18 protein-coding genes are annotated in these 26,847 nt (G+C 43.0%); 9 read left to right on the forward strand and 9 right to left on the reverse strand.

The window, feature by feature from the left end:
• Nucleotides 1-339: 339 nt before the first annotated feature.
• Entirely contained in the window at nucleotides 340-4,011 is a 3,672-nt protein-coding gene (locus COR50_RS08240; protein WP_098193556.1) for a BamA/TamA family outer membrane protein, read from the reverse strand.
• A gap of 9 nt (nucleotides 4,012-4,020) precedes the next feature.
• Nucleotides 4,021-4,731, reverse strand: a complete 711-nt coding sequence (locus COR50_RS08245) for an SdiA-regulated domain-containing protein (RefSeq protein WP_098193557.1) — start codon at nucleotides 4,729-4,731, stop codon at nucleotides 4,021-4,023.
• 218 nt (nucleotides 4,732-4,949) lie between these two features.
• On the opposite strand from COR50_RS08245, the gene COR50_RS08250 reads away from it, so the two are divergent.
• The 5 genes from COR50_RS08250 to COR50_RS08270 are packed head-to-tail and all read left to right on the forward strand — an operon-like array spanning nucleotide 4,950 to nucleotide 10,817.
• Nucleotides 4,950-6,206, forward strand: a complete 1,257-nt coding sequence (locus COR50_RS08250) for a Pycsar system effector family protein (protein ID WP_098193558.1) — start codon at nucleotides 4,950-4,952, stop codon at nucleotides 6,204-6,206.
• Nucleotides 6,207-6,211: 5 nt separating this feature from the next.
• On the forward strand, nucleotides 6,212-8,296 hold the full coding sequence (gene ppk1 / locus COR50_RS08255; protein ID WP_232516313.1) for a polyphosphate kinase 1: 2,085 nt from the start codon (nucleotides 6,212-6,214) through the stop codon (nucleotides 8,294-8,296).
• 28 nt (nucleotides 8,297-8,324) lie between these two features.
• Nucleotides 8,325-8,840: a thioredoxin family protein gene (locus tag COR50_RS08260; protein WP_098193559.1), complete on the forward strand. Its 516-nt coding sequence runs from the start codon at nucleotides 8,325-8,327 to the stop codon at nucleotides 8,838-8,840.
• Nucleotides 8,841-8,846: 6 nt separating this feature from the next.
• Complete coding sequence (locus COR50_RS08265; RefSeq protein ID WP_098193560.1) at nucleotides 8,847-9,377, forward strand: DUF4442 domain-containing protein; 531 nt, start codon at nucleotides 8,847-8,849, stop codon at nucleotides 9,375-9,377.
• A gap of 36 nt (nucleotides 9,378-9,413) precedes the next feature.
• The gene (locus COR50_RS08270; protein WP_098193561.1) at nucleotides 9,414-10,817 is read left to right on the forward strand and encodes an MBL fold metallo-hydrolase; all 1,404 of its coding nucleotides are present in this window, start codon (nucleotides 9,414-9,416) and stop codon (nucleotides 10,815-10,817) included.
• A gap of 1 nt (nucleotide 10,818) precedes the next feature.
• Here COR50_RS08270 and COR50_RS08275 read toward each other — a convergent pair whose 3' ends face one another.
• Nucleotides 10,819-14,007 (reverse strand): histidine kinase, encoded by a 3,189-nt coding sequence (locus COR50_RS08275; RefSeq protein ID WP_098193562.1) that lies wholly within the window; start codon nucleotides 14,005-14,007, stop codon nucleotides 10,819-10,821.
• 445 nt (nucleotides 14,008-14,452) lie between these two features.
• Between COR50_RS08275 and COR50_RS08280 the strand changes: the two genes are divergently transcribed.
• Together COR50_RS08280 and COR50_RS08285 are read left to right on the forward strand one after the other, a co-directional pair.
• Entirely contained in the window at nucleotides 14,453-15,973 is a 1,521-nt protein-coding gene (locus COR50_RS08280) for a S10 family peptidase (protein WP_098193563.1), read from the forward strand.
• A gap of 253 nt (nucleotides 15,974-16,226) precedes the next feature.
• Nucleotides 16,227-17,309: a fatty acid desaturase family protein gene (locus tag COR50_RS08285; RefSeq protein WP_098193564.1), complete on the forward strand. Its 1,083-nt coding sequence runs from the start codon at nucleotides 16,227-16,229 to the stop codon at nucleotides 17,307-17,309.
• A gap of 54 nt (nucleotides 17,310-17,363) precedes the next feature.
• Here the strand turns inward: COR50_RS08285 and COR50_RS08290 are convergent, their stop codons facing one another.
• A complete protein-coding gene (locus COR50_RS08290) occupies nucleotides 17,364-18,389 on the reverse strand; it encodes a helix-turn-helix transcriptional regulator (protein WP_098193565.1) in 1,026 nt (341 codons plus the stop codon).
• A gap of 788 nt (nucleotides 18,390-19,177) precedes the next feature.
• Here COR50_RS08290 and COR50_RS08295 point away from each other — a divergent pair.
• Nucleotides 19,178-20,695, forward strand: a complete 1,518-nt coding sequence (locus COR50_RS08295) for a slipin family protein (RefSeq protein ID WP_198405807.1) — start codon at nucleotides 19,178-19,180, stop codon at nucleotides 20,693-20,695.
• Between the two features lie 62 nt (nucleotides 20,696-20,757).
• On the opposite strand, the gene COR50_RS08300 is transcribed toward COR50_RS08295, so the two are convergent.
• On the reverse strand, nucleotides 20,758-21,267 hold the full coding sequence (locus COR50_RS08300) for a hypothetical protein (protein WP_098193566.1): 510 nt from the start codon (nucleotides 21,265-21,267) through the stop codon (nucleotides 20,758-20,760).
• A gap of 164 nt (nucleotides 21,268-21,431) precedes the next feature.
• On the opposite strand from COR50_RS08300, the gene COR50_RS22655 reads away from it, so the two are divergent.
• On the forward strand, nucleotides 21,432-21,566 hold the full coding sequence (locus tag COR50_RS22655) for a hypothetical protein (protein WP_262496292.1): 135 nt from the start codon (nucleotides 21,432-21,434) through the stop codon (nucleotides 21,564-21,566).
• 88 nt (nucleotides 21,567-21,654) lie between these two features.
• Here the strand turns inward: COR50_RS22655 and COR50_RS08305 are convergent, their stop codons facing one another.
• The 4 genes from COR50_RS08305 to nirB form a co-directional block, all read right to left on the reverse strand.
• Nucleotides 21,655-22,500 (reverse strand): formate/nitrite transporter family protein, encoded by an 846-nt coding sequence (locus tag COR50_RS08305; RefSeq protein ID WP_098193567.1) that lies wholly within the window; start codon nucleotides 22,498-22,500, stop codon nucleotides 21,655-21,657.
• Between the two features lie 10 nt (nucleotides 22,501-22,510).
• Nucleotides 22,511-23,824 carry an alginate export family protein gene (locus COR50_RS08310; RefSeq protein WP_098193568.1) on the reverse strand — a complete coding sequence of 438 codons (1,314 nt, stop codon included), beginning with the start codon at nucleotides 23,822-23,824 and terminating at the stop codon, nucleotides 22,511-22,513.
• A gap of 77 nt (nucleotides 23,825-23,901) precedes the next feature.
• The gene (gene nirD / locus COR50_RS08315; protein ID WP_098193569.1) at nucleotides 23,902-24,273 is read right to left on the reverse strand and encodes a nitrite reductase small subunit NirD; all 372 of its coding nucleotides are present in this window, start codon (nucleotides 24,271-24,273) and stop codon (nucleotides 23,902-23,904) included.
• A gap of 10 nt (nucleotides 24,274-24,283) precedes the next feature.
• Nucleotides 24,284-26,788, reverse strand: a complete 2,505-nt coding sequence (nirB, locus tag COR50_RS08320; RefSeq protein ID WP_098193570.1) for a nitrite reductase large subunit NirB — start codon at nucleotides 26,786-26,788, stop codon at nucleotides 24,284-24,286.
• Nucleotides 26,789-26,847: the final 59 nt, after the last annotated feature.

The following is a 26,847-nucleotide window of genomic DNA, read 5'->3' on the forward strand; positions in this document are numbered from 1 at the left end:
CCAAAAAAGGGCACAAATTGACCATCACGGCCGCCAATTTGATCGCTTGATCCAGCTTTTTTACTACTGTATCGCCCAGCTATAGTTCGATATCAACAGTGCGAAGTTCTGCGGTTTTGTTGGCGGGGCTGAATAGCTCATCATTCGCTTATGTCCTTGACCGGTTAAGGAATTCAAGTAAATTTAATGCAATTTTAGTCGGACAACAATGATAAACTATCAACTATCAACTAAACAATCACTCCCATAGAGCACAACAAACCACATCAAACCACAACCTAATCCGTCTAAATCCATTCCAATCCATTCCTCCGTGAAATCCACGCCATCCGTGATCGATTAGAAGCGGAATCCCACCTTCACATATGGCAATGTTGACTCACTGGAATGTCCAACCACGGCTGATATCACTAATAAATTAATCGGTGTTACGTAAACGCCGCCACCGAAGCCGTTATGCCATTTCTTCGAATTATCATCATCATACCAAACACGGCCAACATCGTTGAACGCGATCAGGCCAACCGATCCCGGCAAAACATATGTTGTAAAATCGAATAATTTAAATCTCAATTCCAGGTTATTGTATAGCATACTTTCACCCGCGAACCTATAATTCCTATAGCCTCTCAGATAAGTATTGCCGCCCAAAGACATCGCTTGAAAATATTCCGTAGTGCCCCAGTTTTTTCCTGCGCCAAACCTTGCTATAAACACGAGCTTAGCCGGATCGCTTACACTCATGTAAATACTCATATCAGAGCGTAACTGGGTTAAGTTTTTACTGAAATCATTTAACCCTATATTGCCTTGTAGAGATGTGACCCAATGAAACCCCCTGGTGGCATATAAATCATTATCACGCGTATCAATTTCAGCGACTAGGCGACCGCCGGTATAAAATTTATTCTTATAAATGCTCATGCTATCCAGTCCATTTTCTGAAAAATGGGAGATGTAACGATCATCATTCTCATCCTTGTCTAAGGCATAATTTTCAAAGATAGGACCAAGGGAAAGACTTAGATGTTTCCCAATATTGCGCCGCATCAAGGCATGGAAGGAATAGTAATTGTATCTTGCGCGGTAATATCTGATTGCTGGATCCGAGATATGTTGGTCATATACAGTTTCGTTGCCGAAGCCGAAGAAGTTAATTGTATTATGCGGCGCCCTGGCATTTGCATTGATCAACAAATCGTTTTTGCCTAGCAAATGGATAAATATACCATCATATTTAAAGTTATAAGCTTTCGTTGCCAGGGCATGCGAAGCAATGAAAGTATGTTTCGATTTAAAGGGGTCTTTCCTGAACCCGTGGTTGGTATATTGCAAACCCAGGCCAAGGGAAACGCCATCATCGAGGTTGTATCCCGCGGTTACAAGCGGCATAAGCTTATCGTATTGGAAAGCCATCCGGTTATAATCGATATTATCTTCACTTTTAGACAGCCTGAGTTTTGCTTTGTTTCGCAATGCAAAACTGTCGATGCTGGGTTTTAGATCGTAGACGAGTACACGTTTGCTGTAAGCATTTTGGCTATTATCGATATAAGTATCTTTTTCTTTACCGCCGATGATTCTCACTTTTATTGGGCAATGGTTCTCTCCATGAATATTGAAAACATCTTCCCCCCCCAAACCGTATACGATCACTTCCTTTGTATCCTTTGGATCAAAAACGCGGGAATAGATTTTTTGCTGCACATTATCCTTCTTACTGATCTTCCGGACAATCACGGATAATTTACCACCCGGCAAACGTTCGATATCAAAATTTTCGTCCTTGTTAGTTCCCACAACATCGACGCTTTTGGCAAGAAAACGGTAATACTTCATCGCGGCTTCTTCAAGCAAAGGTCTGCGGCTCCGTAATTTCTCCGCAATGTTGGGTGTATCGATCGCTTGTATAGGCGCGGGGAATTGTAACATGGCCTGGTGGATAACTTCATCCGTCATGTTATTAACCAATATTTTGGATTGCTCCTCCCATTGTTTTTTACTTAAGCCATTCAGGAATGTTCTATCAAAATAGCGGGCATTGAAATTAAAACCGTTGATGTCTTTAAAATATCGCCGGAATCCCTGGAACTTTGGCATTAACCATTTCCTGGAAGCGAGCCTAGGTAACATACCTTCATTGACGAAGAAAGCTTGGTCGCGGTCGCGGGGTACGGGGTAATAAATATCAACTTTTTCTTTCTTCTTAATTTTCTCTTTTTCTTTATACCAACGCCATTGATCATCATGGCGATCCCAGTCGCCGATATACATATCAAAAAGGCGGGCTTTCAATACGGCTACTTGATTAACCAGGTTGTCATTATCGCCTTGGATCGCTTCAACCGTTTTTAGCGTGTTATAAGTTTTGCCGTCACCCATTGGTTCCCTTTCTTCAAAAAGGTACATGCCATCCCCGAAATCATCGCGGTATATGCCGAGCGCCGTATCCCTGGGTAAGTAAACAAACTTCGGGTTGGTATGCGGTACCCCGGCCGCTTCGGCAAGGGAAGCAACAACCGTTGGCGCATAAGGCTGGGCGGCAGATATTTGGTCTTGGACAACATCTTTGGCGATCGTTTCCCTTAATTCTTCAGGGATCGCTGCGGATGGATATTTTTTCATCGATCTTAGCACGTATTCTACCCCGTTTTTATCTGCTAAGCGCAATGATCTTGTTTGCTTACCGCCACCTCTTTTCAATACCTGCATGCCGCCTAATGTTTCATTGAGGTTGAACACCGGCACGCTGATGGGCGTTGCCCAGGTTTCGCGGTAATTTTCTCCCAACAAGAATCTATAGAAATTCTTAACAGGATAATATTGCGTATCAGCAGCTAAGTTTACATTCCCTTTTACAACAGTATAATTTTCCAAGGAGGAATGAACTGGAATCTCGTCCGGCAGCTGGTAAAGATCTTTGGCGAACAGTAAGCTATCGCCGTTGGCAGCGAAGTATCTTACCCGGAACGTCCCATCTTCCAATTGCTCCAAGGCGGTGAAGCCGAGCTGTGTTGTTGCAAATTCAGATTTTTTGCCCTTCTTAACGCGATCCAGTTTGGAGCCGCTGCCACTTACCACGTAATAGTTACCATCATCATGAATCAATTGTAATGAATGGTCATGCCCTGAAACATACAAGGTCGGCAAATCACTTCGCAACTCTTTTTCAACTCCTTTTACCATTTTTTGATATAAAGGATTGGGTAGATCCTCTTTCGTGCCGAATACGCCCCGTGTAATCGGGTATACTGAACCCAGGACAGGTAAGGGAATATAGAGATAGGGCGCCAGGTCGGTAAACGGGAAAATATGTTGCTTAACCGTATAATAGCCGCCATGAATGCCGTAGCTCCTGAAGGGGTGATGCGCGGCAAATATTAATAATTTATGCGGATAACGTGCCTTGATATCACCGATCTCGGTTAATAAATCTTCACCGGTTTTGCAATCGCAAGAAGAGTTGATCCCGCTGGGCTTTTCATATGGGAATAGCCACCATTCAGTATCTACTATAATTAACAAGATATCGTTGCCGATCATGTAAGGCACCGGGCCGGGACAGCCGTCTTTCGGTTGGAAATCCACATTCGGTAAGTGTAATGAATCAATATATTGCTGTTGGCGACGAATTTGTTTCCAACCGTCCGGTTTGGATTTCTGCCAATCATGGTTACCGGGAATAAATATTCCTTTAGCCTTGGCATCTTTCAAAAGCGATACTTGGTAATCGATGATTTCCTTGGCTTTTGGATACGATTTATCAAGGGTACTGGGAATGCCCCTTGGGTATACATTGTCGCCTAAAAACAATACCGTGTTAGCGGTATCATTCATGTCAAATGTTCTTTTTACAGCATCGATTACCGGGTTGACGCCATTATGTACCTCCCCGGCATCTCCAACCAGGATGATGCGTTGTAATACTTTCGGTCTTTCCTGTGCATTGACGAACTTGCCCATTACCAGGAATGCTGGTAATAGCAATAGGATTTGTAAGCATCTTTTCATATCAAGGGCTTATCGGGCAGGATGATAAGTGAATTTTAAAATGTTTGCCATGCTTTGATCATTCGCTTCATTGGAGATGTACATATCACCGTTAGGAGCAAAAGTGATACCTTCCGGTTGCCTGAAGATTTTGTGGTCCAGGTGATGTACTTCTTTTACCTTGCCGTCAAAGTCTATAATTACAAGCATCCGGTTAATCGAGGAAAGCACGTAAATCCTATTCTCCGTTGGGTGAACTGCCGCGGCAGATGGCCTGAAGCGCTTCGTCGATTCTTTCCCGATCTTGGATATCTCGTCTAATGAAACTTGGAAAACAGGCTTCTCGTTAAACTCCAGAGTATTCAGATCAAAGGAAAAAGCGGAAGTAACGCCTTTATCATCATCGTAAGCACAATCTTTACAGATAATGACGATCGACTGTTTTCTTTTGTCAAAGAAAGCAGCTTCAAACTCTTTACCACCTTTTAGCTTCAGCTTAAATTGCTGCGAAGAGGTGGAATCTGTAAACATATCGAAAACGCGGTAAAGCGTACCGTTACTTTTCAATACATACCAGTCCATGTCGGTATGTACAACTTCTTCATAATCCCCGCTTTTAGCGAATTTCCATGAAGGGTAGGGCTTGTCGGTATGTAAACTAATTTCATATAACCTTCCTTCTTCATCATTCTGCGCTATAAACTTACCATTGTAATATACTAACCCGGAGATTTCTTGCATATTTTCCCGGATGGTATATTTCGTTGGTTTATTAAGGTTGTACCCTAAGGGCGAGGAATATTGACGATTATTTCGATCGCTATACGCCTGGCACGAAAAAAGCAACAGAATGAAGCAATAAACAAATCTTCCCATCTTGTAAGCGTATTTATTCAATAAAATTACAGTAAAAATTGGGTAAATTGCTGTTTTAGTTGATGCACATTTAACTGGATTTTATGGAAATGACCTCCATCATCGCGGCTGCGCAAGCTTATGTAACGCAAACTTTTCAACAACACGAGAATGATGCACTCGTATATCATAACCTGGTTCATACTCAACAAGTCGTTGATGCTGCCACCAAGATTGCAGCCTATTACCGGTTGGGCGGAGATGAGCTGACCATCGTACTGGTTGCTGCCTGGTTTCATGACATCGGTTACGCTTTAGGCGAAGCTCATGGACATGAAGACACCGGGGCCAGGGCTGCCAAGGAGTTCATGCTGTCGCACCATTATCCCGAAGCTATTGCAGGGCAGGTAGCAGGCTGTATCCTGGCAACTAAAATCCCACAATCTCCCAACAATTTATTGGAACAAATTGTTTGCGATGCGGATCTTTCCCATTTCGGTTCCAAGGAATTTAAAGAGCGTAACCGCCTACTTAGGCAAGAAATGGAACTGTTGAAAGATAAGAAGATCAGCGGGCTGGATTGGATGCAAAGCTCGATATCTTTCCTAGAACAACAACATTACCATACGGCATACGCTCAAACATTATTCCGCCAGCAAAAGGAAGAAAATTTACAGAAATTGAAAAATAAACTGGGCAAGAAAGAAGCAGAAGAAAAAGTTGCGAAACAAGTATTACATAAGGATAAAAAGAAAGATAAGAAAGCAAAAGATGAATATTTGCTCAACATCACCGATAAAGACGTTGAAAGAAGTAAAAAAGCGAGAAAACCGGAACGTGGTGTCGAAACGATGTTTAGAACCACCAGCACCAATCACCTGCGGTTAAGCGCCATGGCCGATAGTAAAGCCAATATCATGATTACTGTAAACTCCCTGATCGTGTCATTGTTGCTTTCGGTATTGTTCAGGCGATTGGAAGATAACCCGAACCTCATCATCCCGACTATCCTATTCTTATCTTCATGTGTAACGACGATCATCTTTGCCGTATTGGCAACACGGCCCAACATTACCTCTGGCCGTTTTACCAAGCAGGATATTCAAAACAAAAGCGCTAACCTTTTATTCTTCGGGAATTTCCACCAGATGAATTATGAAGAATATGAAGAAGGGATGGAAATGATTATGAATAATTCCGATTATCTATATAGTAATCTCACGATGGATGTTTATAACTTGGGAGTTGTGCTGGGGAAAAAATATAAATTGCTCCGTATCTCCTATAACATATTTATGTTTGGAATTATCGTGGCAGTAATCGCTTTCGTGATTGCTATCTTATTTTTCCCTGTTAAGTAGTTAGTATGAATCATTTTTACCAGGAAGGTGGTGATTTCAGGATGCCACCGTCACCGGATCGATATTATGATAGGGATCTCAGTTGGCTATCATTTAATGCCCTCGTGCTGAAGATGGCCACGAGAAAGGATGTTCCCTTGTTTGATAGGATTCGTTTTTTATCGATCTTTTCATCTAACCTGGACGAATTTTACAGGGTTCGAATTTCGGCATTGTTAGCAGTCGTTACGATAGAAGACCAGGCTGAAACGGCAGCCAAAACTTTGCTTGGGAAAATCCAGGATACCATTGCACAGCAACAGCAACTATTCGGTAATACCTTGAGGCAGGACTTACTTCCGGCGCTATTAGAGAATAATATTCACCTGTATTATGATGAGCCGGTATTGCCGGAACATTATGAATATGTATCTGCATATTTCTATAATCATGTGCTGGGTTTTTTAAAACCCATGTGGCTAGAGGCCGCAAATTCTGCCAACATATTCCTGGAAAACAACCAAATTTATTTTGCTGTTAAACTCATTAACAATGACGGGCAAGATATCGCCAAGTACGCGATCGTGAATATCCCAACCTTGGAATTGCCAAGGTTTCAATGTTTGTACAGCAGTGGTGTCACGCATATAATTTGGTTAGATGATATTGTTCGTCACCATATCGGTCATCTATTCCCGGGTTTCGAAGTGGCAGCTTGCTATAGCATTAAGCTAACCAGGAACGCAGAAATCGATATCGAGGAGTTTCCCGGTGATTTGATCATGCAGGTGGAATCTTTGATCGTGGAGCGTGAAATAGGTTTGCCAACCCGCTTTTTATACGATGCAGAAATGCCGGGACATTTGCTGAAGGTACTAGCCAATTATTGCCAGGTAGTTCCTTTGGAAATGGTAAAGGGAGGGCACTACCACAACTTAAAAGATTTGGCGGACTTACCCTTTCCCCCGGATCGACCGCAGGCGGTTTATGAAAAATGGCCTGCTGTTCAAGTTCCAGCGGTGCAAGCATCACCACGGTTACTAGATACACTTTTGGAACAAGATATCCTGATCCACCCGCCGTACCACAGTTACGATCCCGTATTAAGGTTCTTCAATGAAGCTGCGACGGATCCTTCTGTCAATGAAATTTATGTAACATTATATAGGGTGGCGCATGGTTCCCAGATCGTGCAATCCTTAATCAGCGCTGCAAAGAATGGTAAGCAGGTTACGGTATTGGTAGAGTTGAAAGCCCGGTTTGATGAAGCGAATAACATCCGCTGGGCCAAGAAAATGAAAGCGGCGGGAGTAAAAATCATATACAGCATTCCCGGGCTGAAAGTTCATGCAAAGATCGCGTTGATAAAAAGGAAGCATCTTTTTCATAATGATTATTACGCCTTGTTGGCAACAGGTAATTTGAATGAATCGACCGCGAGATTTTATACGGACCATGTACTGCTAACAACGAATAGAGGTTTAACGAGCGAACTGGAGTTGCTATTTATTTACCTTCTAACAGGTGAGCAACCGGGGATCTACCAGTTTATTCCTTTCCGGGAGTTGCTGGTAGCGCAATTTAACTTGGTAAGCAGCTTCGAAGCATTGATTGACCGGGAAATACAACATGTTAAAAGCGGGAAACCCGGCAAGATGATCATTAAACTGAATAACCTGCAAGAACAGGGGATGATAGACAAGTTGTATGAAGCTGCTGAAGCCGGGGTAAGCGTTTCGTTGATCGTGAGAAGTATCTGCTGTATACTGCCGGGGTACCATGAAAATATAACAATACACAGGATCGTGGACCGCTATTTAGAACATGGCCGCGTTTTCTGGTGGTACAACAACGGTGATGAAGAGTTGTATCTAGGCTCTGCAGATTGGATGAACCGTAATTTGTATAACAGGATCGAAGTATGCTTCCCAATTTACGGGAAAGAATATAAACGGCAAATTAAGCATATGCTCGACCTACAGTTGTCTGATAATACCAATGCCGTTCTACTCGGCAACAACCTGGAGAATATCCCGGTACCGAAAAGCGATGGCACGGAACTTGTCAATGCACAGTCAGCTATGTACGACTTTGTAAAGCAATTATATTAATCAATATAACAATAAATTAAACATTCACATGAAACCATATGTTATGCTGTTGGTAGCGCTTTTAGCGATTCCTTTATGCAAGGTACAAGCGCAGAAGCATCCAAGTTCAATTGATAGCATTTATAATCCTAATGCCAACGCGGAAGCCGATTTGAAAGCAGCCATTAAAAAGGCGGCTGTAGAAAAAAAGCATGTTTTAATCCAAGTAGGCGGTAATTGGTGTATCTGGTGCCGCAGGCTATACAAATATGTAGAAGATCGACCGGAATTGAAGCAATTAGTAGATAATAATTATGTTGTTTACCATCTGAATTATAGCAAAGAAAATGAGAACTTACCGATTTTGGCTAAATTAGGGTACCCGCAACGTTTCGGGTTCCCGGTATTGGTGGTGCTGGATAGTAAAGGAAACCGCTTGCACACGCAAGATTCGGGCCTACTGGAATCGGGGAACGATGTAGATTGGTACGATATTAAAAAACTGGCTAATTTTTACCGTAACTGGTCCCCGGGTGCCTTGCATCCGGCGAATTATGAAAAATAATATTACATGAGTGCTGCACCCCAACCTGCCGGTAATAATTATTTTGATAGCTTGAAATTGCTGCAATTTCAACGCTTGAATAAGAAGCGTTTCCAATTCAAACTCTTCTTATTCATGAAACTACCGGCAGCTTGGTGGGCTGGTTTAAGGCTCATTTATCTGGATAACCATGCCTGCGCCGCGGCGGTACCTTACAAATGGTTAACGCAAAACCCCTTCCGATCTACCTATTTTGCTTGCTTATCGATGGCGGCCGAGTTGAGCACCGGCGCTCTAGCTATGATGTACTCAAGGGCTGCAATAAATCCCGTTTCGATGCTGGTGACACGGCTCGAAGTTGATTTTTTAAAGAAAGCCACTAGCCTCACTACGTTTACTTGCAATGAAGGTGACTCGATCCGCACAGCGATAGCAAAGGCAATTGCCACCGGTGAAGCCCAGCAAGTTGAAGTAATGACGATAGGACAAAGTGAAAATGCCGAATTGGTGGCGCAATGCCGCATCACCTGGTCTTTTAAAGCTAAAATGAAGAGCTAGACTAGCTAATTATGAACTGATACAAAAACGATTGTTATGAAGATTGCATTTCACGGCGCTGCACGCACCGTTACGGGTTCCAAACACTTGATCACCTTGAAGAACGGGAAAAAGGTTCTATTGGATTGCGGCATGTATCAAGGTATGGGAAGGGAAACGGATAGTCTTAACCTCGACTTCGGTTTCGAACCTTCGGAAGTTACTTATATGTGTTTGTCCCATGCACATATCGATCATACCGGCTTAATCCCAAGGTTGAGCAAGTTAGGTTATAAAGGAAAGATTTTCTGTACCGCCGCGACTAGGGACCTTGCAGAAATATTACTGCTAGACTCCGCCGAGATACAGGAAGATGATGTGAAATATGTGAATAAGCGGCATTCGCGGGAAGGCAAACCCCTGGTTGAACCCCTCTACAAAATTGAAGATGCAAAAGCCTGTATCGATCAACTAACACCCACCGAGATGAATACCTGGGTGAAAATCGATGAGGATATCGAAGTGATGTTTACTGAAGCAGGTCATATTATCGGTGCGGCATGCGTACATGTGAGGGTTACAGAGAATGGAAAAACGACCCAGGTTTCTTTCAGCGGCGATGTTGGGCGCTACCGTGATCAGATACTAAAATCGCCCGACGTATTTCCACAAGCTGATTATATCTTGATGGAATCCACATACGGCACCACTTTGCATGAAGATATCATGCCCATAGATAACCAGATCCTGGATTACATACATAAAACCTGCATCGAGAAAAAAGGTAAACTTATTATCCCTGCATTTAGCGTAGGCCGTACGCAGGAGATATTATACGCCCTGAATGTGGCCCAAGGGAAAGGTACCTTGCCCAAGATTGACATTTTTGTTGATAGCCCTTTATCGATGGAAGCCACGATGGTCACGAAGGCGCATCCCGAATGTTTTAATAGGACTGTTTCCAAGATTTTAGAAACGGATAGCGACCCTTTTGGCTTCCCCGGATTGCATTATATCCGTTCTGTGGACGAATCGAAACAACTTAATTTTAGGAAAGAACCTTGTGTAATCATTTCGGCCAGCGGGATGGCAGAAGCGGGAAGGGTGAAGCACCACATCGCGAATAATATTGAAAATAGTAGGAACACGATCTTGATCGTAGGTTATTGCGAGCCGGAATCTTTAGGCGGTAGGTTGATGCGCGGAGCAGAGGAAGTGTCAATATTTGGTACCAAGTTCCCGGTAAAGGCAGATGTTGGGGTAATACGTTCCATGAGTGCACATGGCGATTACGAAGATTTGAGCCAATGGTTAGCGTGCCAAGATCCGCAACTTGTGAAACGCCTGTTCTTGGTTCATGGCGAATATGAAGTGCAGATTGGGTTCCGTTCCTGGTTGTTAAAGAAAGGCTTTAAAGATATCGAAATCCCAAGCCGCCATTATGAAATCGGCTTGGAATAAACTAATCTGTTATCAACGGGAACCAAATGTTTACCCGCGTTCCCGTTGCATTTCCATCCGCATCTACCAAATCTTCAATGTCGAAAGATGCATTCAGGTTATAACGGCTGTTATAAATTGATAAACGATCCCTGGTAATTTGTAAGCCCTTCGATAGGTGCGAATGACCATTATTTCGCTTCATCGACCTGGCGGCCATCCTCCCGATGCCATTATCTTCCACGATGCAATGTATCGCGTTTCCTTCCCTTAAGAAGTGTACTTTTAATTGTCCCCCGGGCTTATGATATAAACCATGCCATACGGCATTTTCAACAAAGGGTTGCAAGATCATGGTTGGAATTTCGGTGAAGTCTTTATCAATAACAGGATCTATGTAAATGTCATATTCGAATTGATTGGCCAACCTCAATTGTTCTAAAGCCAGGTAATTTTCCAGCATGGATGCTTCCTTGGCAATCGTGATAGTATTGCTTTGCGTATGATCCAATACACTCCTGATCAGCCTGGCAAATCGCCCCAGGTAATCTACTGCCTGCTCGGACTCATTTTGAAGCATGAATTTCTGGATAGAATTGAGGGAGTTGAAAATAAAGTGCGGGCTCATTTGCGAGCGTAGCGCTTTCATCTCCAGTTGATCGATTTGTTTTTGGAATGCTGCTCTTTCCCTTTCCCTCCTTTTTACCAGGTATAACCTTAATCTGAAATAAGCATATACCAAAATTACCAGTAATAGGATGCCCATCAATTTGAACCACCAGGTTTGCCAATAATTAGGTTCCACGTTCAATAACAAGGTGGTAGTGTGTGCCGATACCGTACCTCCCGTGTTTACACTACGCACTTTAAATGCGTAGCTTCCCGGCGGCAGGTTGGTATATTTGGCCACCAATATCCCGCCAGCATTGACCCAATTTTTATCGATACCTTCTAGCATGTAATAATATCTTACCGGCTCATGGTGATATTGTAAACTTTTGAAGGTGATATCTATAAAGTTTTGCTTAGGCTCAAGGTGAACGGCAGTATTAGAAGCGATGGCCGCATCTATATCGATCTGTTCACCCGAGGAACTGAGCGAAACAATCGTCACGTCAGGGGGGGATGGGGCTACATCAAGTTTACCGGGATTTAGTACGATGATGTGATCGGAAGCGCCAACCAACAAATTATCGTTTTGCATCCGCGCAATTGATCTGCGTATCTTTCTTCTATTGTCGATGATATCATCATTCTGAACGAAGGTAGTCAGCTTATCTTCTTGCAGGCCGTATTTATAAAAACCGTTCGGGGTAGTGAGCCATACATGGTTACCCTCCTTGCAGCCTTCCATGCTTAAAACCCATTCATCGAAGGGTGTTTCCTGGATATTAACCGGTTTATATGATTGCTTGGGCGCATTATAGAGAAATAAGCCGTGATCGGTACCGACGAGTAAGCTGGTGTCGTTGAACCGATGCAGGGCGCTGACATTATTGATAAAGTGATGATTCGGTTGCCAAAAAGTAATGTTCTGTTTGACGAGCCCTTTATTGATATCAAATAATATCACCCCTGACGTATTGGTACTAATCCAAAGCATACTATCATTTTCCCGGGTAATGTCCATCACGGTTACGCTTTTTCCAAAATTTTTAAGGATGCTTGGATAATTTTGCACTTCACCGCTTTGCGGGTTCCACTTGGCAAGGCCGATTTTATACAGACCTACCCACACACAGCTATCGTTCTCCGGGTAAAGTTTCAATACCGTTTGTTCCGCGAATTGCGGTGGTTGACTGTGCCGCATTTTTCTTGTTACGGGATCAAATTGACTGATCCAGCCATTCTCTTGACCAATAAGTACCGTTTTATTGGGTAATTCTGCAAAGCTCCAAACGAGACCGTGCTCCTCGGGGATACTCCCAGGTTTGTTTTGACGATCGTATATATAATTCTGTTGTAATTGAAGTTGTGAATCCAGCCGGCTGAAACCTTGGCCCCAATAACCGATGAATATATCGCCGGTGCTGGATTGGAATAATCCCGTTACTTCGGACCTTGGCAACCTGGCCCCGGTGTTTTTGAAACGGGTACGGTGATCGAGGCGGTACAAGGACTGGTTATGGAGGCTAACAATATTAACGCCTGCATCTGTTCCGACCCACAAATGCCCATCCCGATCGCTTAAGAAACAATTGCTTTCATAATTGTAATGTAAACCGAGATCATCATGATTATGAGCCATGATATTCACGTCGAAGATGCCCGTTTGGGAATTATATCTCCATATGCCGGCTTGTTTCGTGGCTATCCAAACATTGCTCTTAGTATCCGAGGTAATATCAAATGTCCGTTCGCCACGGTAACCTCCAGGTAATGGATGCAAGTCGGGATTATCGAACCTAAAGGATTCGAGTTGATTTTTTACCGGGTCGTATTTATATAAATGATTATCTCTTCCTGCTAGCCAAATGAAGCCTTTAGCATCCTGGTAACATTGTTTGAAACTCGTTTTAATATCCAGCACCGGGTTATGATGCGGGTTATGCTCGGCATTGAAGATTTGCTTCCGATCTCTTGATAAAATCAGCATCTCATCCTTGGAGCTCATCCATACCTGTCCCAAATTATCTTCCATAAGCGCGGCCTGAATCGAAGGCTGGAGCTCGGTAGGTAATATTTTCGATTTAAAGAAGGCATTCGAACTGGAGTCATATTCAAGCAAGCCGTAATCGCTCACCGCGAAAATAGTCCCGGTATGGTCCTGGATAAAAGTTCTGCAACCGAGGGCTACGGGGATATTGCTGGCGTCCATCTTCAGCGGGATGACCTTCGTACGGCCTTTCAGCGGATCATATACTTGAATATTGATCGGCGTCCCGATAAAGATTTTGCCGTCTCGATCTTCGAATAAATAAATATCCTCGTAGAATAGCGAACCGGGTAACCTATTAAAATCGGCCACGGTTAAGAAATTAGTACCGTCATAGCGCTGTAAAGCAGTACTCGCGATCCAAATAAAACCTTTACGATCCTGCATGATCGCGGAAACGTGGTTGTTAGCCAAACCATTGCTAACATCGATATGCTTGAAAGGAAATGCGTATTGCTGGGTGGGTACTTTCACCTGTGCAAAGCTCATCATGCTAATCAAGCTAAGGATAATGAACCCAAACCATCTAAATCTGTCCCGGTATGCTTCCAGCATAAATGTCAACTTGTATTATAATCGAATGAAAATTGATGGGATAATAAATTCCTAAAAGCCGCGTGGAATTTAGAAGCAGCATTAATAATAAGGAAAATATATATTTTAGTGTCCCTTGATGAAAATTCAGCGTTCAAGTTTTAGCCTATCAACTTTATCATCTTGCAAAAGCAATACTTTTATCTTGATGTAATTATAAAAATAAGGATTCTTTACAAATTAATTTTGCTTGGGGAGCAGGGAAACCTGGATCGAAGGATGGGGGATTGATATAAAAAGGGGGTACGATAGCTTTTGGAGAGTGAATTAGCCAAATTAGGTATGGAAATTTTACCGATTAACCCATTTTTCTTGGATCAAAGCTTAATTTCATACAAATTAGCGAAAGTATCAACCAAATCTTTATTCACATAATTGAGCAACATTTAAAAATAAGCAAATTGACATGAAGAAATATTGTTTATCGCTTGCCTTATTTTGCTTGGTAAGCATGCCTATGCTCGCACAACCAAAAGCTAAACCGGGGAACGACAACAAAGAAAATACCCATGGCAGAACACTCGATGCCGAATCTTCAGTAGTTACGGAAAATACGGTTACCATCAAGGGACAAAAAATTCCTTACAAGGCCACTGCCGGAACTTTACCGGTATGGAATGACGAAGGGAAAGTGATAGCGGGATTATTTTATACGTATTATGAACGTTCCGATATTAAAGATCGCTCTAACAGGCCGCTGGTAATTTCTTTTAACGGTGGCCCCGGCTCTGCCTCGGTTTGGATGCACTTGGCTTACACGGGCCCGAGGGTTTTAAGGATCGATGATGAAGGTTATCCCATCATGCCATACGGTTACGAAGAAAATCCCAATTCTATTCTGGACGTAGCGGATATCGTGTACGTGGATCCCGTAAATACAGGCTATTCCCGCATACTTGATAAAGATACTAAGGGAAGTACTTTCTTCGGTGTCCAGGCCGATATCCGTTACCTGGCGGAGTGGATCAATACTTTCGTAACACGTAACGATCGCTGGGCCTCACCGAAGTTTTTAATCGGGGAAAGCTACGGCACCACGAGGGTTTCGGGCTTAGCCTTGGAATTGCAAAATTCCCAGTGGATGTATTTCAACGGCGTGATCTTAGTATCCCCTACGGATTTGGGTATCGAGAGAAGTGGCCCGGTGGAAGCCGCGTTGAGACTGCCTTATTTCTCTGCAACGGCATGGTATCATAAAGCCCTGGCCAACGACTTGCAGCAAAAACAACTGGAACAGATGCTTCCCGAAGTAGAGCAATTTACGATGAACCAGCTGTTGCCTGCCATCGCTAAGGGAAGCTCATTAACCGCAACGGAAAAAACGGCCATTATCCAGAAATTTGCCCACTTTTCAGGTTTGAAACCGGAGGTAATTGAGCAATATAATATGGATATATCAACAAATTTATTTTGGAAGGAGTTGTTAAGGGACAAGGGCTATACAATAGGCAGGTTAGATTCCCGCTACCTCGGTATTGATAAGCAAGATGGCGGTGTTCGACCGGACTATAACGCAGAGCTTACTTCCTGGTTGCATTCCTTTACCCCGGCCATAAATATGTATTTACGTAACGAGTTGAAATATATCACGGATTTAAAGTATAATATGTTCGGAAGCGTTTATCCTTGGGATAGGAGTGGGGATAGAACAGGGGAAAACCTCCGCCAGGCGATGTCATCAAACCCGTACCTGCACTTGCTGGTTCAATCCGGTTATTTTGATGGCGCTTGCGATTATTTTAATGCTAAATACAATCTTTGGCAGATGGATCCCGCGGGGAAATTGAAAGACCGGATGTCTTGGAAAGGATATAGAAGCGGACATATGATGTATTTACGTAAACCGGATCTTGCACAGGGCAACCAAGATATTCGTGAGTTTATTTTAAATGCGGTCCCGAAGGCAGGCCAGGCCGCTAAATATTAAATCGGCAAGCAATTTATAATGAAATCCCGCCTGTTTTATATATAAAAATAAAAGGGTGGGATTTTTTACATTCCGGTGCCCGGGAGGAATTGTTAAATTTTTTAGAAGATTTAGCATATTATTGCCAGGAGTTGTGGGATAGGTTGTATCTTTAACGGATTGCCAATTTCCGAGAAGTATTATTCCCTCCAGCAAACAGAATAGCATTTCCTTTTTAGGCTAGTATTCACCAAACAAATCATAACTACAACGAATGCCAAAAGTTTCATTTAATAATAAGAATGCCACGTTTTTTAAATCGTTAAAGAAGGAAGTAGACCTATATTTTAGCAATAAAAATATTCGTCAATCCGGTGATCGGCGTTTGCATAGTAAAACGATCATCCTTATTTTAACTGCGCTGGGAATATACATTTCATTATTATTTTGGCAGGATATACCGGTAATATTAGGGATTTCGATGTGCGGCATACTGGGGTTCACCCTGGCGGCTATCGGCTTCAATGTAATGCATGATGCATGCCATGGAAGTTACTCTTCCAAGAATTGGGTCAATCAAACCTTGGGTTTGACTTTAAATACCTTGGGCGGAAATTCATTTATTTGGAAACAGAAACATAATATAGTTCACCATACCTATACTAATGTAGACGGGGTAGATGACGACATTGCCAAATCGCCTTTTATCCGTCATTGCAGTACGCAAAAATGGAACCCGATGCATAGGTATCAGCACTTATATATTATATTTTTATACGCGATTTCTTCTTTTGCCTGGGTCTTCTTTTTTGATTTTGAGAAATATTTAAAGAAACGTGTTCATACCACCCAGTTGCAGAAAATGCAATTTTCGGATCACCTGGTTTTCTGGTTTAGCAAGGTAATGTACCTGGTATTTTATGTCGGGCTCCCGGTATTGTTATTGGGATGGAAACCTTGGTTGATCGGTTTCGTAGCAATGCACCTGGTGATGGGCTTTACCTTGGCTATAGTTTTCCAGTTGGCGCATGTTGTTGAAGAAACCTCTTTTGAGTTCGTACACGAAGATGATAAAGTAATAGAAAATGAATGGGCTATTCACCAAGTGAATACAACTTCTAACTTTGCACCGGGTAACGCCATTATTTCATGGTGGGCAGGCGGCTTAAATTACCAGGTAGAACATCACTTGTTCCCCCGTATTAGCCATGTACATTATCCGGAGTTGAGTAAGATCGTGCGGATGAAATGTGAAGAATTTGGAGTAAAATATAACAGTATGCCAACTATGTTCGAAGCTGTGCGTTCCCATTTTAGGTTTATCAAGGAGTTGGGTCAACGACCGGCAGGCATATAAAATGAAAATACTTAAACCCGGCAGGATAGCACTTCTTGCCGGGTTTTATAACGTTTAAACGTTGTTTATTTCCCTTTCGTAATTCGAGTATCCAAGTTTCAACCGCTCGCTGATCTTCCTTTGTAACATGCCTGGTTGCAATACCCTCATACCTTCTCCAAAACCGAGTATCTCTTTTTCCAATTCGTAATTGATCTGCACTTCCAATTGTATCACCATGCCGTTTTCATCCTGTTCCAGGATTACCTGCGAAGGATGTAACGGTTTTGTTTCTATATAAGGCGCATGTTGGGCGCTGATCCATAATTGTACTTTGCTGGGGCGGATTGTTGGAGATACCGTTACCCCCACCACGTTTTTATAATAATCGTTGAAATTGGTAGTCGGCTCCAGGTATGGCATATTTTCTGAAAAGCTCACATTTTGCAAGCGGTCTAATGCCAGGTTAAGGATCATACCACCTGCTTTCCTTACCCCTACAACGAACCAGCGGTTTTTAAATTCTTTCAACCACCAGGCATGAAAGTCGAACGTTTCCGCTTCCCTGGCCCTGAAAGACTGGTAGGTTAATGACAATACTTTCTTTTGCGCGACGGCTTGATATAAAGTTTCCAGGTATTCCAATCCCCGCAAGCGCTCGTTCTTTTCAAAATCGATGATCGGGTTGGCCTGCGTTTTAGCAGTATAAACATGATCTTCCAGCTTCTGAACGATCTCGTGTAGTTCATAAAAGTGATTGAAGCCCCTGAATTGCTTCAGCAGTTCCACCGCTTCACTCATCTTCTTTAAATCCTGGTCGTTTAAAGGTATGTTAACGATGCTATATTCAGGATCATCGTAAGTATAATATTTTTTATTAACGATAACGATCGGCGCATTATATCCCAGTTTATCACTTCTCATGAACTGGATATCCGCTTGTATGGATCGTTTGCTGATTCCCTTGTCGATACCTTCATATTCATATAAGGCATCGGATACGGCATTGATTAGATCTTCTAAAGTCCATCTCCTCATGCGGTTTCGTAGGCAGGCATCTATGGTTTTATAGCGTATAAGGGCATTTTTATTTACAGGCATCCTAGAGATTTGAATATTATTTCAACAAAAAAAGTAAAAATTTTTGAGCTGCGCAAAAAAACTGCGTACTGGGTTTTCAATTTTGTGTTATCAAATGCAACGGTAAGATAATGATACTTTGCAAATGATGTATAAGAAATAAAGAGAATATGGAGTGTAAAGACTTTGGTGTTCCGGTTTCAGATGCCGCACAGTATTGTGAACCATTGGTTTTCAATATACTGTCTTTATAGATCCAGGCTTTTTATCCTGTTACCCGGCGGCATGGTTCGATTCCTGCAAGGCTGAAAAGTCTCTTGGTAGAGCAGGTGGCAAAAACCGATTATGTGTTGATGGTTCGATTCCATCCAAGCCGCAAGGCTTGAAGCTTCAATGGTAGAACAATAATCTCTAGGGTTCGAATCCCGGCACAACTTGTTTGTGTATCGTCATTTGGATTATGACAAACGATTATGGTTCGTTTAATTCAGCCCCTGTATTGGCTTTGTAAATACAGTTACTGTTCCATGCTGCCGGAACATGAAAACGGGCGGTGCTAAAGCAAGCACTCTCAAACGGGTTGCCGTACCTAGGTACAATGGCAATATTTAAGATTGCTTAGAGATATATACACATCCGGATGGACTCGTGCATACTAGCATTCTTCCTATGGGAAGTGAGAAGAACGTGTCGGGATATAGCAAGTTGTGAAAGTGTAAGAGAAAGTTCGAATACGTATTTGTCCCGTGAAATTAAATGTGCGACAGTGCTTGTTTTATAAGTTGAATTAACCCTTATAAATAAATGTCATGAAAAAAGTAATTATTAATGAATTAGAAAGAGGAATTTGGTTAAAAAAAGGTTCTGTGAAATGTATGGTTCGCCCGGGATCTTATAGTTTATGGTCTGGAAATGATGATATCCAGAAATTTTCACTGGTGGAAGAATTTAAACCAACTATACCGTTGAATAAATTATTGGAGTTTGATGAATTGAAACAAGAATTATATGTGATAGATGTAAAATTGAATCAACTAGTATTGTTATTTATTGATGGCTTATTGAGACGGGTATTGAGCCCCGGTAAGTATGCTTTCTGGAACGTGCTTTTAGATTATTCGTTCATCACTGTCGATGTAAGTAAAATGGATGTGACGGAAGTAGGGGAAAGGGTGATATTGGATAGCGAATTGATGAAGCCATATTTGCTTTCTTACAATGTCCGCGTTGATGAGAAAGTGCTGATGTTTGTAGATGGTCAATTTGACCGTTTATTGGATGCCGGTTTGTATTATTTCTGGAGAAATTCCAGCAATGTTCAGTTTTATAAATATAACATAGCAACTATCCTTGATGAAAAAACAGCAATTAACGGTCCCTTATCCATGGATGTGTTATTGAGAGATGCAAATATCAGGCAAGTGTTGGAAGTTATAGAAGTTGGCAAAGATGAATTGTTGTTGATTTATGAAAACGCCTTATTAAAAGCAGCTTTCCCGGTGGGGGTATACGCTTACTGGAAAAATAATTTTTCATACAAGAAGCAATTGGTAAAGGTTGAGCAATTGATTCCATCCGTTGAAATGTTGCGCTTGATAGTCGATAACCCTGTATTAACTCCGTTCGTTCGGGTATATGCCGTGAATGTTTACGAGAAAGGCATACTCTATGTAGATGGTCAATTTGAGGCTATATTAGAACCAGGGACTTATACTTATTGGAAAAATGATAAAAACCTGGTTGTATATAAATGCGATACCCGCGCAATACAAATGGATATGAATGGTCAAGAGATATTGACTAAGGATAAGGCTAATATCCGCTTGAACCTGGTATTTACATACAAAATATTTGACATCGTAAAAGCAGCAAGTAGTAAAGAGTATGATAAACAATTATACTCGATCCTTCAATTGGCAGTTCGGGAAGCAATAGCAGTATTAAGCCTGGACGAGTTATTGGATAAGCGGGAGCAAATCACGATAGAAATCCTGTCCCAAATCAACGGGAGATGTGCGGAAATGGGCATTGCTGTCATCAACGGGGGGATCCGCGATATCATATTACCCGGGGATGTAAAGGATATTATGAACCAAGTGCTGGTAGCTGAGAAAAAAGCGCAAGCCAATATCATTATGCGGCGCGAAGAAACTGCCAGTACCCGCAGTTTGCTGAATACAGCTAAATTGATGGAAGAAAATGCCATGTTGCTCAAGTTAAAGGAGATGGAATACGTGGAGAAAATTGCCGACAAAATCAATTCTATAACATTGAATAACGGGGGAGATATGGTTTCCCAATTAAAGCAAATATTCGTTGCGAAATAAAAAAGGTGTGGCAATCAATATAGGCCACACCTTTTTGTATTAAGAGATTTTGGAAATCTGATCTACGGCAACAGGGTCCCTTCAAAAAAACGATTCCGCTCAAGGTATTCCGCTAGTTCGAATGTTGCACACCACCTGGGACTTGGTTCCAGTACAAAAGCCACGGCCAGCCCGCAGTTGGAAATGCAAATTCCAACGGGTTGACAAGTTTTGTTAGCATGCTGTTGTGCCGCTATTCCTGCCGGGGAAGTTCTCCAAGCATTCCATTGGGCATCAATATCCGCCCACAATTGTGATAAAGTCATGCCATCGCAAATAATGGGCTCCCCGGGATCAGGATCAACCGGGCCGGTATCGCCAATGGGAATAGTCATATACATGGCAGGACCGGTTTCTTTGATTAATGCGTACCCGTTTTGTACGAGTTGTTGAATCCCGTCTTGGGTAACATCAACCCTAACGGTATTACCTTCTTTCTGTAGTGGGGCGTGTTTAGACTTTGTAGGGTTAGCAAAGCTGAAAATGCCGATACAAATGACGGCAATTAGGCTCAAATAGAGAGATTGCTTCATAAATGGGAATTTTAAGGATGATGAAATAATTTGCTTTCACGTGATTTAGATCGCTTGTTGTACGTTTGGATAAATATAAGGCCCATAACTGCAATTGGCTTTCAGTGAAATACAGGGCATAAAAATGGCAGCTATTCGCTATAGCTGCCGGGATAATTTTTTATATGGGTACATTACAAACAACTCCCGAAAGTAGTATTATTCTTACCTGGTGCGCGGCCAAGTTACATCAATTCACTGCCGCGGTACTTCAGTACGGTGAAAATAAAAATAAAGAAGGCTATCTCAACATATGCTAAGACAGCCTTCGTTTTTGTATCGTGGTAGGAAATATCGTTGAAACGATCAATCCCTCGTTTTCATAACCAGTTGTGAAATTTAATTTCTTTAATTCACTTCTTCCGCTTCGCGGGTATGATGAGGAATGATTTCTTTAACTTTTTTGGACGGTTTTGAACCGTATGTAATATACAAAGCTAATCCTGTAAAGATAAGACCTCCCGCGATATTTCCAAAAGTAACTGGAATTTGATTGTATACCCACCAATCTTTATATGTTACTTCCGCCCCTAGAAAAATACCTTCAGGTATCACGAACATATTGACCACGGCGTGTTCGAAGCCTTGTGCGAAGAAAATAAAGATCGGCAACCATGCCGCCAATATTTTACCCTGCGTACTGTTGGAGCACATGCCCATAACTACGCCTAAGGTGACCATCCAGTTGCATAAAATGGCTTTCGTGAAAACGGTTACCATGCCTGCGGATCCAATAGCCGCGTAACCGGTGGTCTTCGCAACGGCAATTTTGCGGATGGCTGCTGCAATCGCGCCGCCATCTTCTGTTCCCATCTTGGTAATGGAAATCCAGAATAGTGCAGCATACAATAAGCTGCCCAATAAATTCCCGGTAAATACAAGTATCCAGTTGCGGAATGTTTGTTGCCAGGAAATCACCCCGGCGAAATTTCCCATGGGCATGCTCGCAAAATTTCCAGTAACCAGCTCCAAGCCTAATAGTACAATGATAATGAATCCTGCCGGAAATATAATGGCGCCGATGATCGGTAATTTGGTCTGAACGGTGGCCGCTATGGCCAATGTTGTTCCGAAGCCCAATAAAGCTCCGGATAGCATACCTCTTACCAATAAATCCTTGGTGTTGAGCGCCGCTTTATCCAAGCTGGCTTGTACCATGCCTGAAACAATTTCGAAGGGTTTTTTATAATCCATGATATTTATTTTAGATTGATTTGATGATGAATGAGGGGTTGATATTAATGGATAGATATGCCCAATTGCTGTTAAGCGAAGCATTCGGTATGTTTTTAACCGCCGGAGAAACGAGGTTGCGCGTACTCCAATAATGGCTATATCCTAGTTCCAAGGTGATAAATTTATACAATGACTTTGCAGCGTTGATATCCAGCTCGGTGCCATAATTCTTTTGATAGCCGTCGATATTTTCCGCTGCAAAGAATTGATGTAGTTGACTGTTCAGTTTCCATCCCTTCAGGGGTTGCCAATGTACGTCTATATGGTAATCTTGGACACCATGGTTACCCTCGCTACTAGCTGCGTAATAATAATCCATCGCCCCATAGAATTTATGCGTGGTGCCGTACAGTGGGTCAAAGTCGGCAGATGAATAATCCGCCCCGGTACCGAGGTCTAAATTTTTATCAAGTTGGTACCCCGCTGCAATGTTCCATAGGAAAGCATCCAGGTTTTGCCCGGCGGGACTTTTCCCGAACTGGTAATAGGCCGCGGTTTGCCAATGCCAAGATCCGGAAGTTTGTTGGTAATATATGCCGCCGGTATACCTTGCATAGCTGCCTGTTTTCCACACTTTAACAGGTTCTTTATTTACCGAGTCGATATCGAATGGAGAAAATTGGTCAGCCAAGAGTAAGAAGGAAAGGCGGCCGGCTTGCAATGAACGCTGTATATGCAGGTACTCCATTGATTTATATTGTGTGCCGCCATTAGTATTGCCCCCGTAATTTCCCGGCGGTTGGGCATTGTAAATAGTCCCGCTCGAATTTTCCTTATTTTGATTATATGCTGCACCGAGATCAATTTGCCATTTTAAGCCGGAGTATTTCAACACTATCGCATCATGCCTCCTGGATTGTTGAAGCCAGTCAAGATTTCCCAGCAAACGGCTATCATCATATTGCAATTCCTGCCGGCCTATTTTCAAACTTAAATGTTGGATGGAGGCGGTATCTAGCAAATTGACCGCCGCCCAGGCTTCATGCAAGAGCAAGCCGTTATTATTAGCGGTAGTTGTTCTATTGATGCTGGAAACATCCTGTCCCCAAACCCGGGCATCCTGGAGGTTGATCTTGAATTGCAATGTTTTATTAGCGTACATAGCCCAAAGACGGGTTCTCTGGGAAATAAAGAAAGCAGGATCTGCATCTTTGCTTTGCGGGCTTCCTTGCCCGTTGCGGAATTCGGCCCTCGGCCGGAGCTGTGCGCCCAAGCTGAGCTGGCCGTAAGCGCTGGTACCCAATATACAGGGTAATAGGCACGCCAAGATGAATTTTTTCATGTAATTTTGGTCGATTTTAATTGTGAAAACATGTTAAAGTCAAGCAGCCCGGTAAGCCTCCCCGCTACCGGGTTGCGTCATTTTGAACTTGCTGTGATTTCGAAGCCGATATACACGCGTCCCGATGCTACTTTTACCGGGTAGACGCCGATTTGACACTCATCTTCATCAGATAAACAGCGGCCATCCTTCAAGGAAAATGTTTTTTTGTGAAAAGGGCAGGCCACTTTAGGTTCCCCGCTATGCGAACCGATCATTCCCCGGCTTAATGCCATTTGTTGTTTATGCGGGCAAAGGTTTTGCGTGGCATACCATTCATTTCTCCTGGAAAAATGGAAGAGGGCTATTTGTAGATGATCAAACTTTACACAAACGCCGCCGTTTAAAGGAACATCTTCCGTATTGCAGGCATAAAGCCAGTTGATAGTTGTTGAGGTGATTGTATTCATGTCAATTAATTTAAGGTTTAGCGGCAGTCCATTCCGCGGCTCTCTTCTGATCTCTTAGTCCGCTGAATTGTACTGTTGGGTCTTTTTCAGTAGGGGCATTTACGAAATGTGAGAAACGTTTCCGTAAAGCGGGAGTATTGACCACTTCTTTCCATTCACATTTATATTGATCTACGAGTTGCTGCATGGCAGCTTCTAACTCCCCCGCAATACCTAAGCTGTCATTTACAACAACGTTTCTCAAGTAACTGATGCCTCCATCCAATTTGTTCAGCCAGGTAGCGGTGCGGGTGAGCGGATCGGCGGTTTTGATATAGAACATGAGGAAGCGGTCGATAAAGCGGATACAGGTTTCGCTATCCAGGTCAGCGGCAAGCAGTTGTGCATGTTGCGGTTTGGCGCCGCCATTCCCGCAAACGTAAAGGTTCCATCCTTTATCGGTGGCAATGATGCCGAAATCCTTCGATTGCGCCTCGGCGCATTCACGGGTACAACCTGAAACGGCAGATTTAATTTTATGAGGTGCGCGAAGGCCGCGGTAACGTTCTTCTACCCGGATCGCGAAGGAAACGCTATCGTGTAAACCGAAACGGCACCATGTGCTACCTACGCAACTTTTCACGGTACGCAAGGCTTTCCCGTAAGCATGGCCGCTTTCAAAACCTGCGGCTATTAATTCTTCCCATATGTTTGGCAGATCATTTAAATGTGCGCCGAACATATCGATCCTTTGCCCGCCGGTGATCTTAGTATATAACCCGTACTTGTCAGCTACCCTGGCGATGACCATTAATTTTTTAGGGGTAATCTCACCACCAGGTATTCTTGGTACAACGGAATAAGTACCGCCTTTTTGAATGTTGGCAAGAAAACGATCGTTTGAGTCCTGCGCGGTATCATTTCCTTTTTCCAGGATCATTTCATTCCATAGGCTTGCCATGATCGAGGCTACGGTAGGTTTACATACCTCGCAGCCATCGCCTTTGCCAACTTGATCTAATACGTCTTCGAATGACTTTAATTCCTTGATTTTTATTAGGTCGTACAGTTCCTGCCTGGAATATTCAAAATGTTCGCAGATCATCTTCCTGGTATATTTGCCCTGTTGCTGCATGGTATGGGTGATAATATCTTTAACCATGGGGCTGCAACCACCGCAACAAGAACCAGCCTTTGTACATTTTTTAACGGCATTAAAATTCTCGTGACCGTTGGAAACTGCCGCGACAATATCCCCTTTACTCACATTTTCGCAACTACAGATAACCGCATCGGGAGGTAGTTGTTCAAGGCCGTGTTGTGGGCCGTTTCCGCGGTTTCCCAGGAGTATGTCTTCGGGGTTAGCGGGCAGTTTAAGCTTGTTTTTGGTGGTTTGCAAAAGCATGTTGTACTCTTTTGCATCGCCAACCAATATACCACCGATGAGGAATTGTCCATCGTTGCTGATATTGATTTTCTTGTAAATCCCTTTGAGCCTGTCTTCAAAAACAATGGCGCGATATTCGGTAGATGGGGGGAAAGGATCCCCGAAGCTCGCCACGTCAATACCGATCAATTTAAGCTTTGTGCTAAGATCATAACCGGGGAAGTGGTTCGGCTCTCCCGCTATCGTGGCTGCCGCAACTTCGGCCATTTCGTATCCGGGCGCCACCAGGCCGTATACCATGCCGCGGTGAATAGCACATTCACCGATGGCGTATATTGAAGGATCCGAAGTTTGCAGTAAATCGTTTACGGTGATGCCGCCCCTGCTTCCTGTCTCCAAGCCGGCATCTTTAGCCAGCTGATCCCTGGGGCGAATCCCGGCAGAGATAATTAGCATGTCAATTTCTAGTCTTGCCCCATCCGAAAACTGCATTCCTTCAATCTTGGAATGGCCGTAAATATTAAATGTGTTCCTATTGGTATGTACCTTGAGACCCATGTTTTCCAACTGCCTTTGCAATACTTCATGACCTGCATGGTCAATCTGCTTCGGCATTAACCTGCTGGCATATTCCACGATATGGGTTTCCCCGATCCCGAGATCCACCAGGGCTTTGGCGGCCTCAAGCCCTAGGAGTCCACCGCCTAAAACAGCCGCGTTACGCGCTTTGGGTGCATAAGCCTTGATTGCCTCCAGGTCCTCGATAGTGCGGTAAACGAATACACCGGGCAGGTTTGTTCCGGGCATGTTAGGTACCAGGGGGGAGGAGCCCGTGGCCAAAATCAAGGCATCATATTCTTCTTCGAAGCCTTTGGATGAATAGACCCTCTTGTTTTCCCGGTCGATTTTAACGATAGGGTCGGCTGTTTTTAACTCGATATGATGATCCGCATACCAGGAAGAGGGAGCTAATTCCAATTCTTCCGGCGCATGGTGGGTAAAATAATCGGTTAGGTGAACCCTGTCATATGCGGGGCGGGGTTCTTCCCCGAAAACGGTGATTTGGGTATTTGGATTTGGCAATTTGGATCGGAGCTTCTCGCAACACTTGAAGCCAACCATGCCGTTACCTACGATGACAATCTTCATAGTAACATGAATTTATATAAACATTATAAAATATTATATATAATATAATCCCTGCGTTT

The organism is Chitinophaga caeni (genome assembly GCF_002557795.1).
In the GTDB taxonomy this organism is placed as follows: Bacteria; Bacteroidota; Bacteroidia; order Chitinophagales; family Chitinophagaceae; genus Chitinophaga; species Chitinophaga caeni.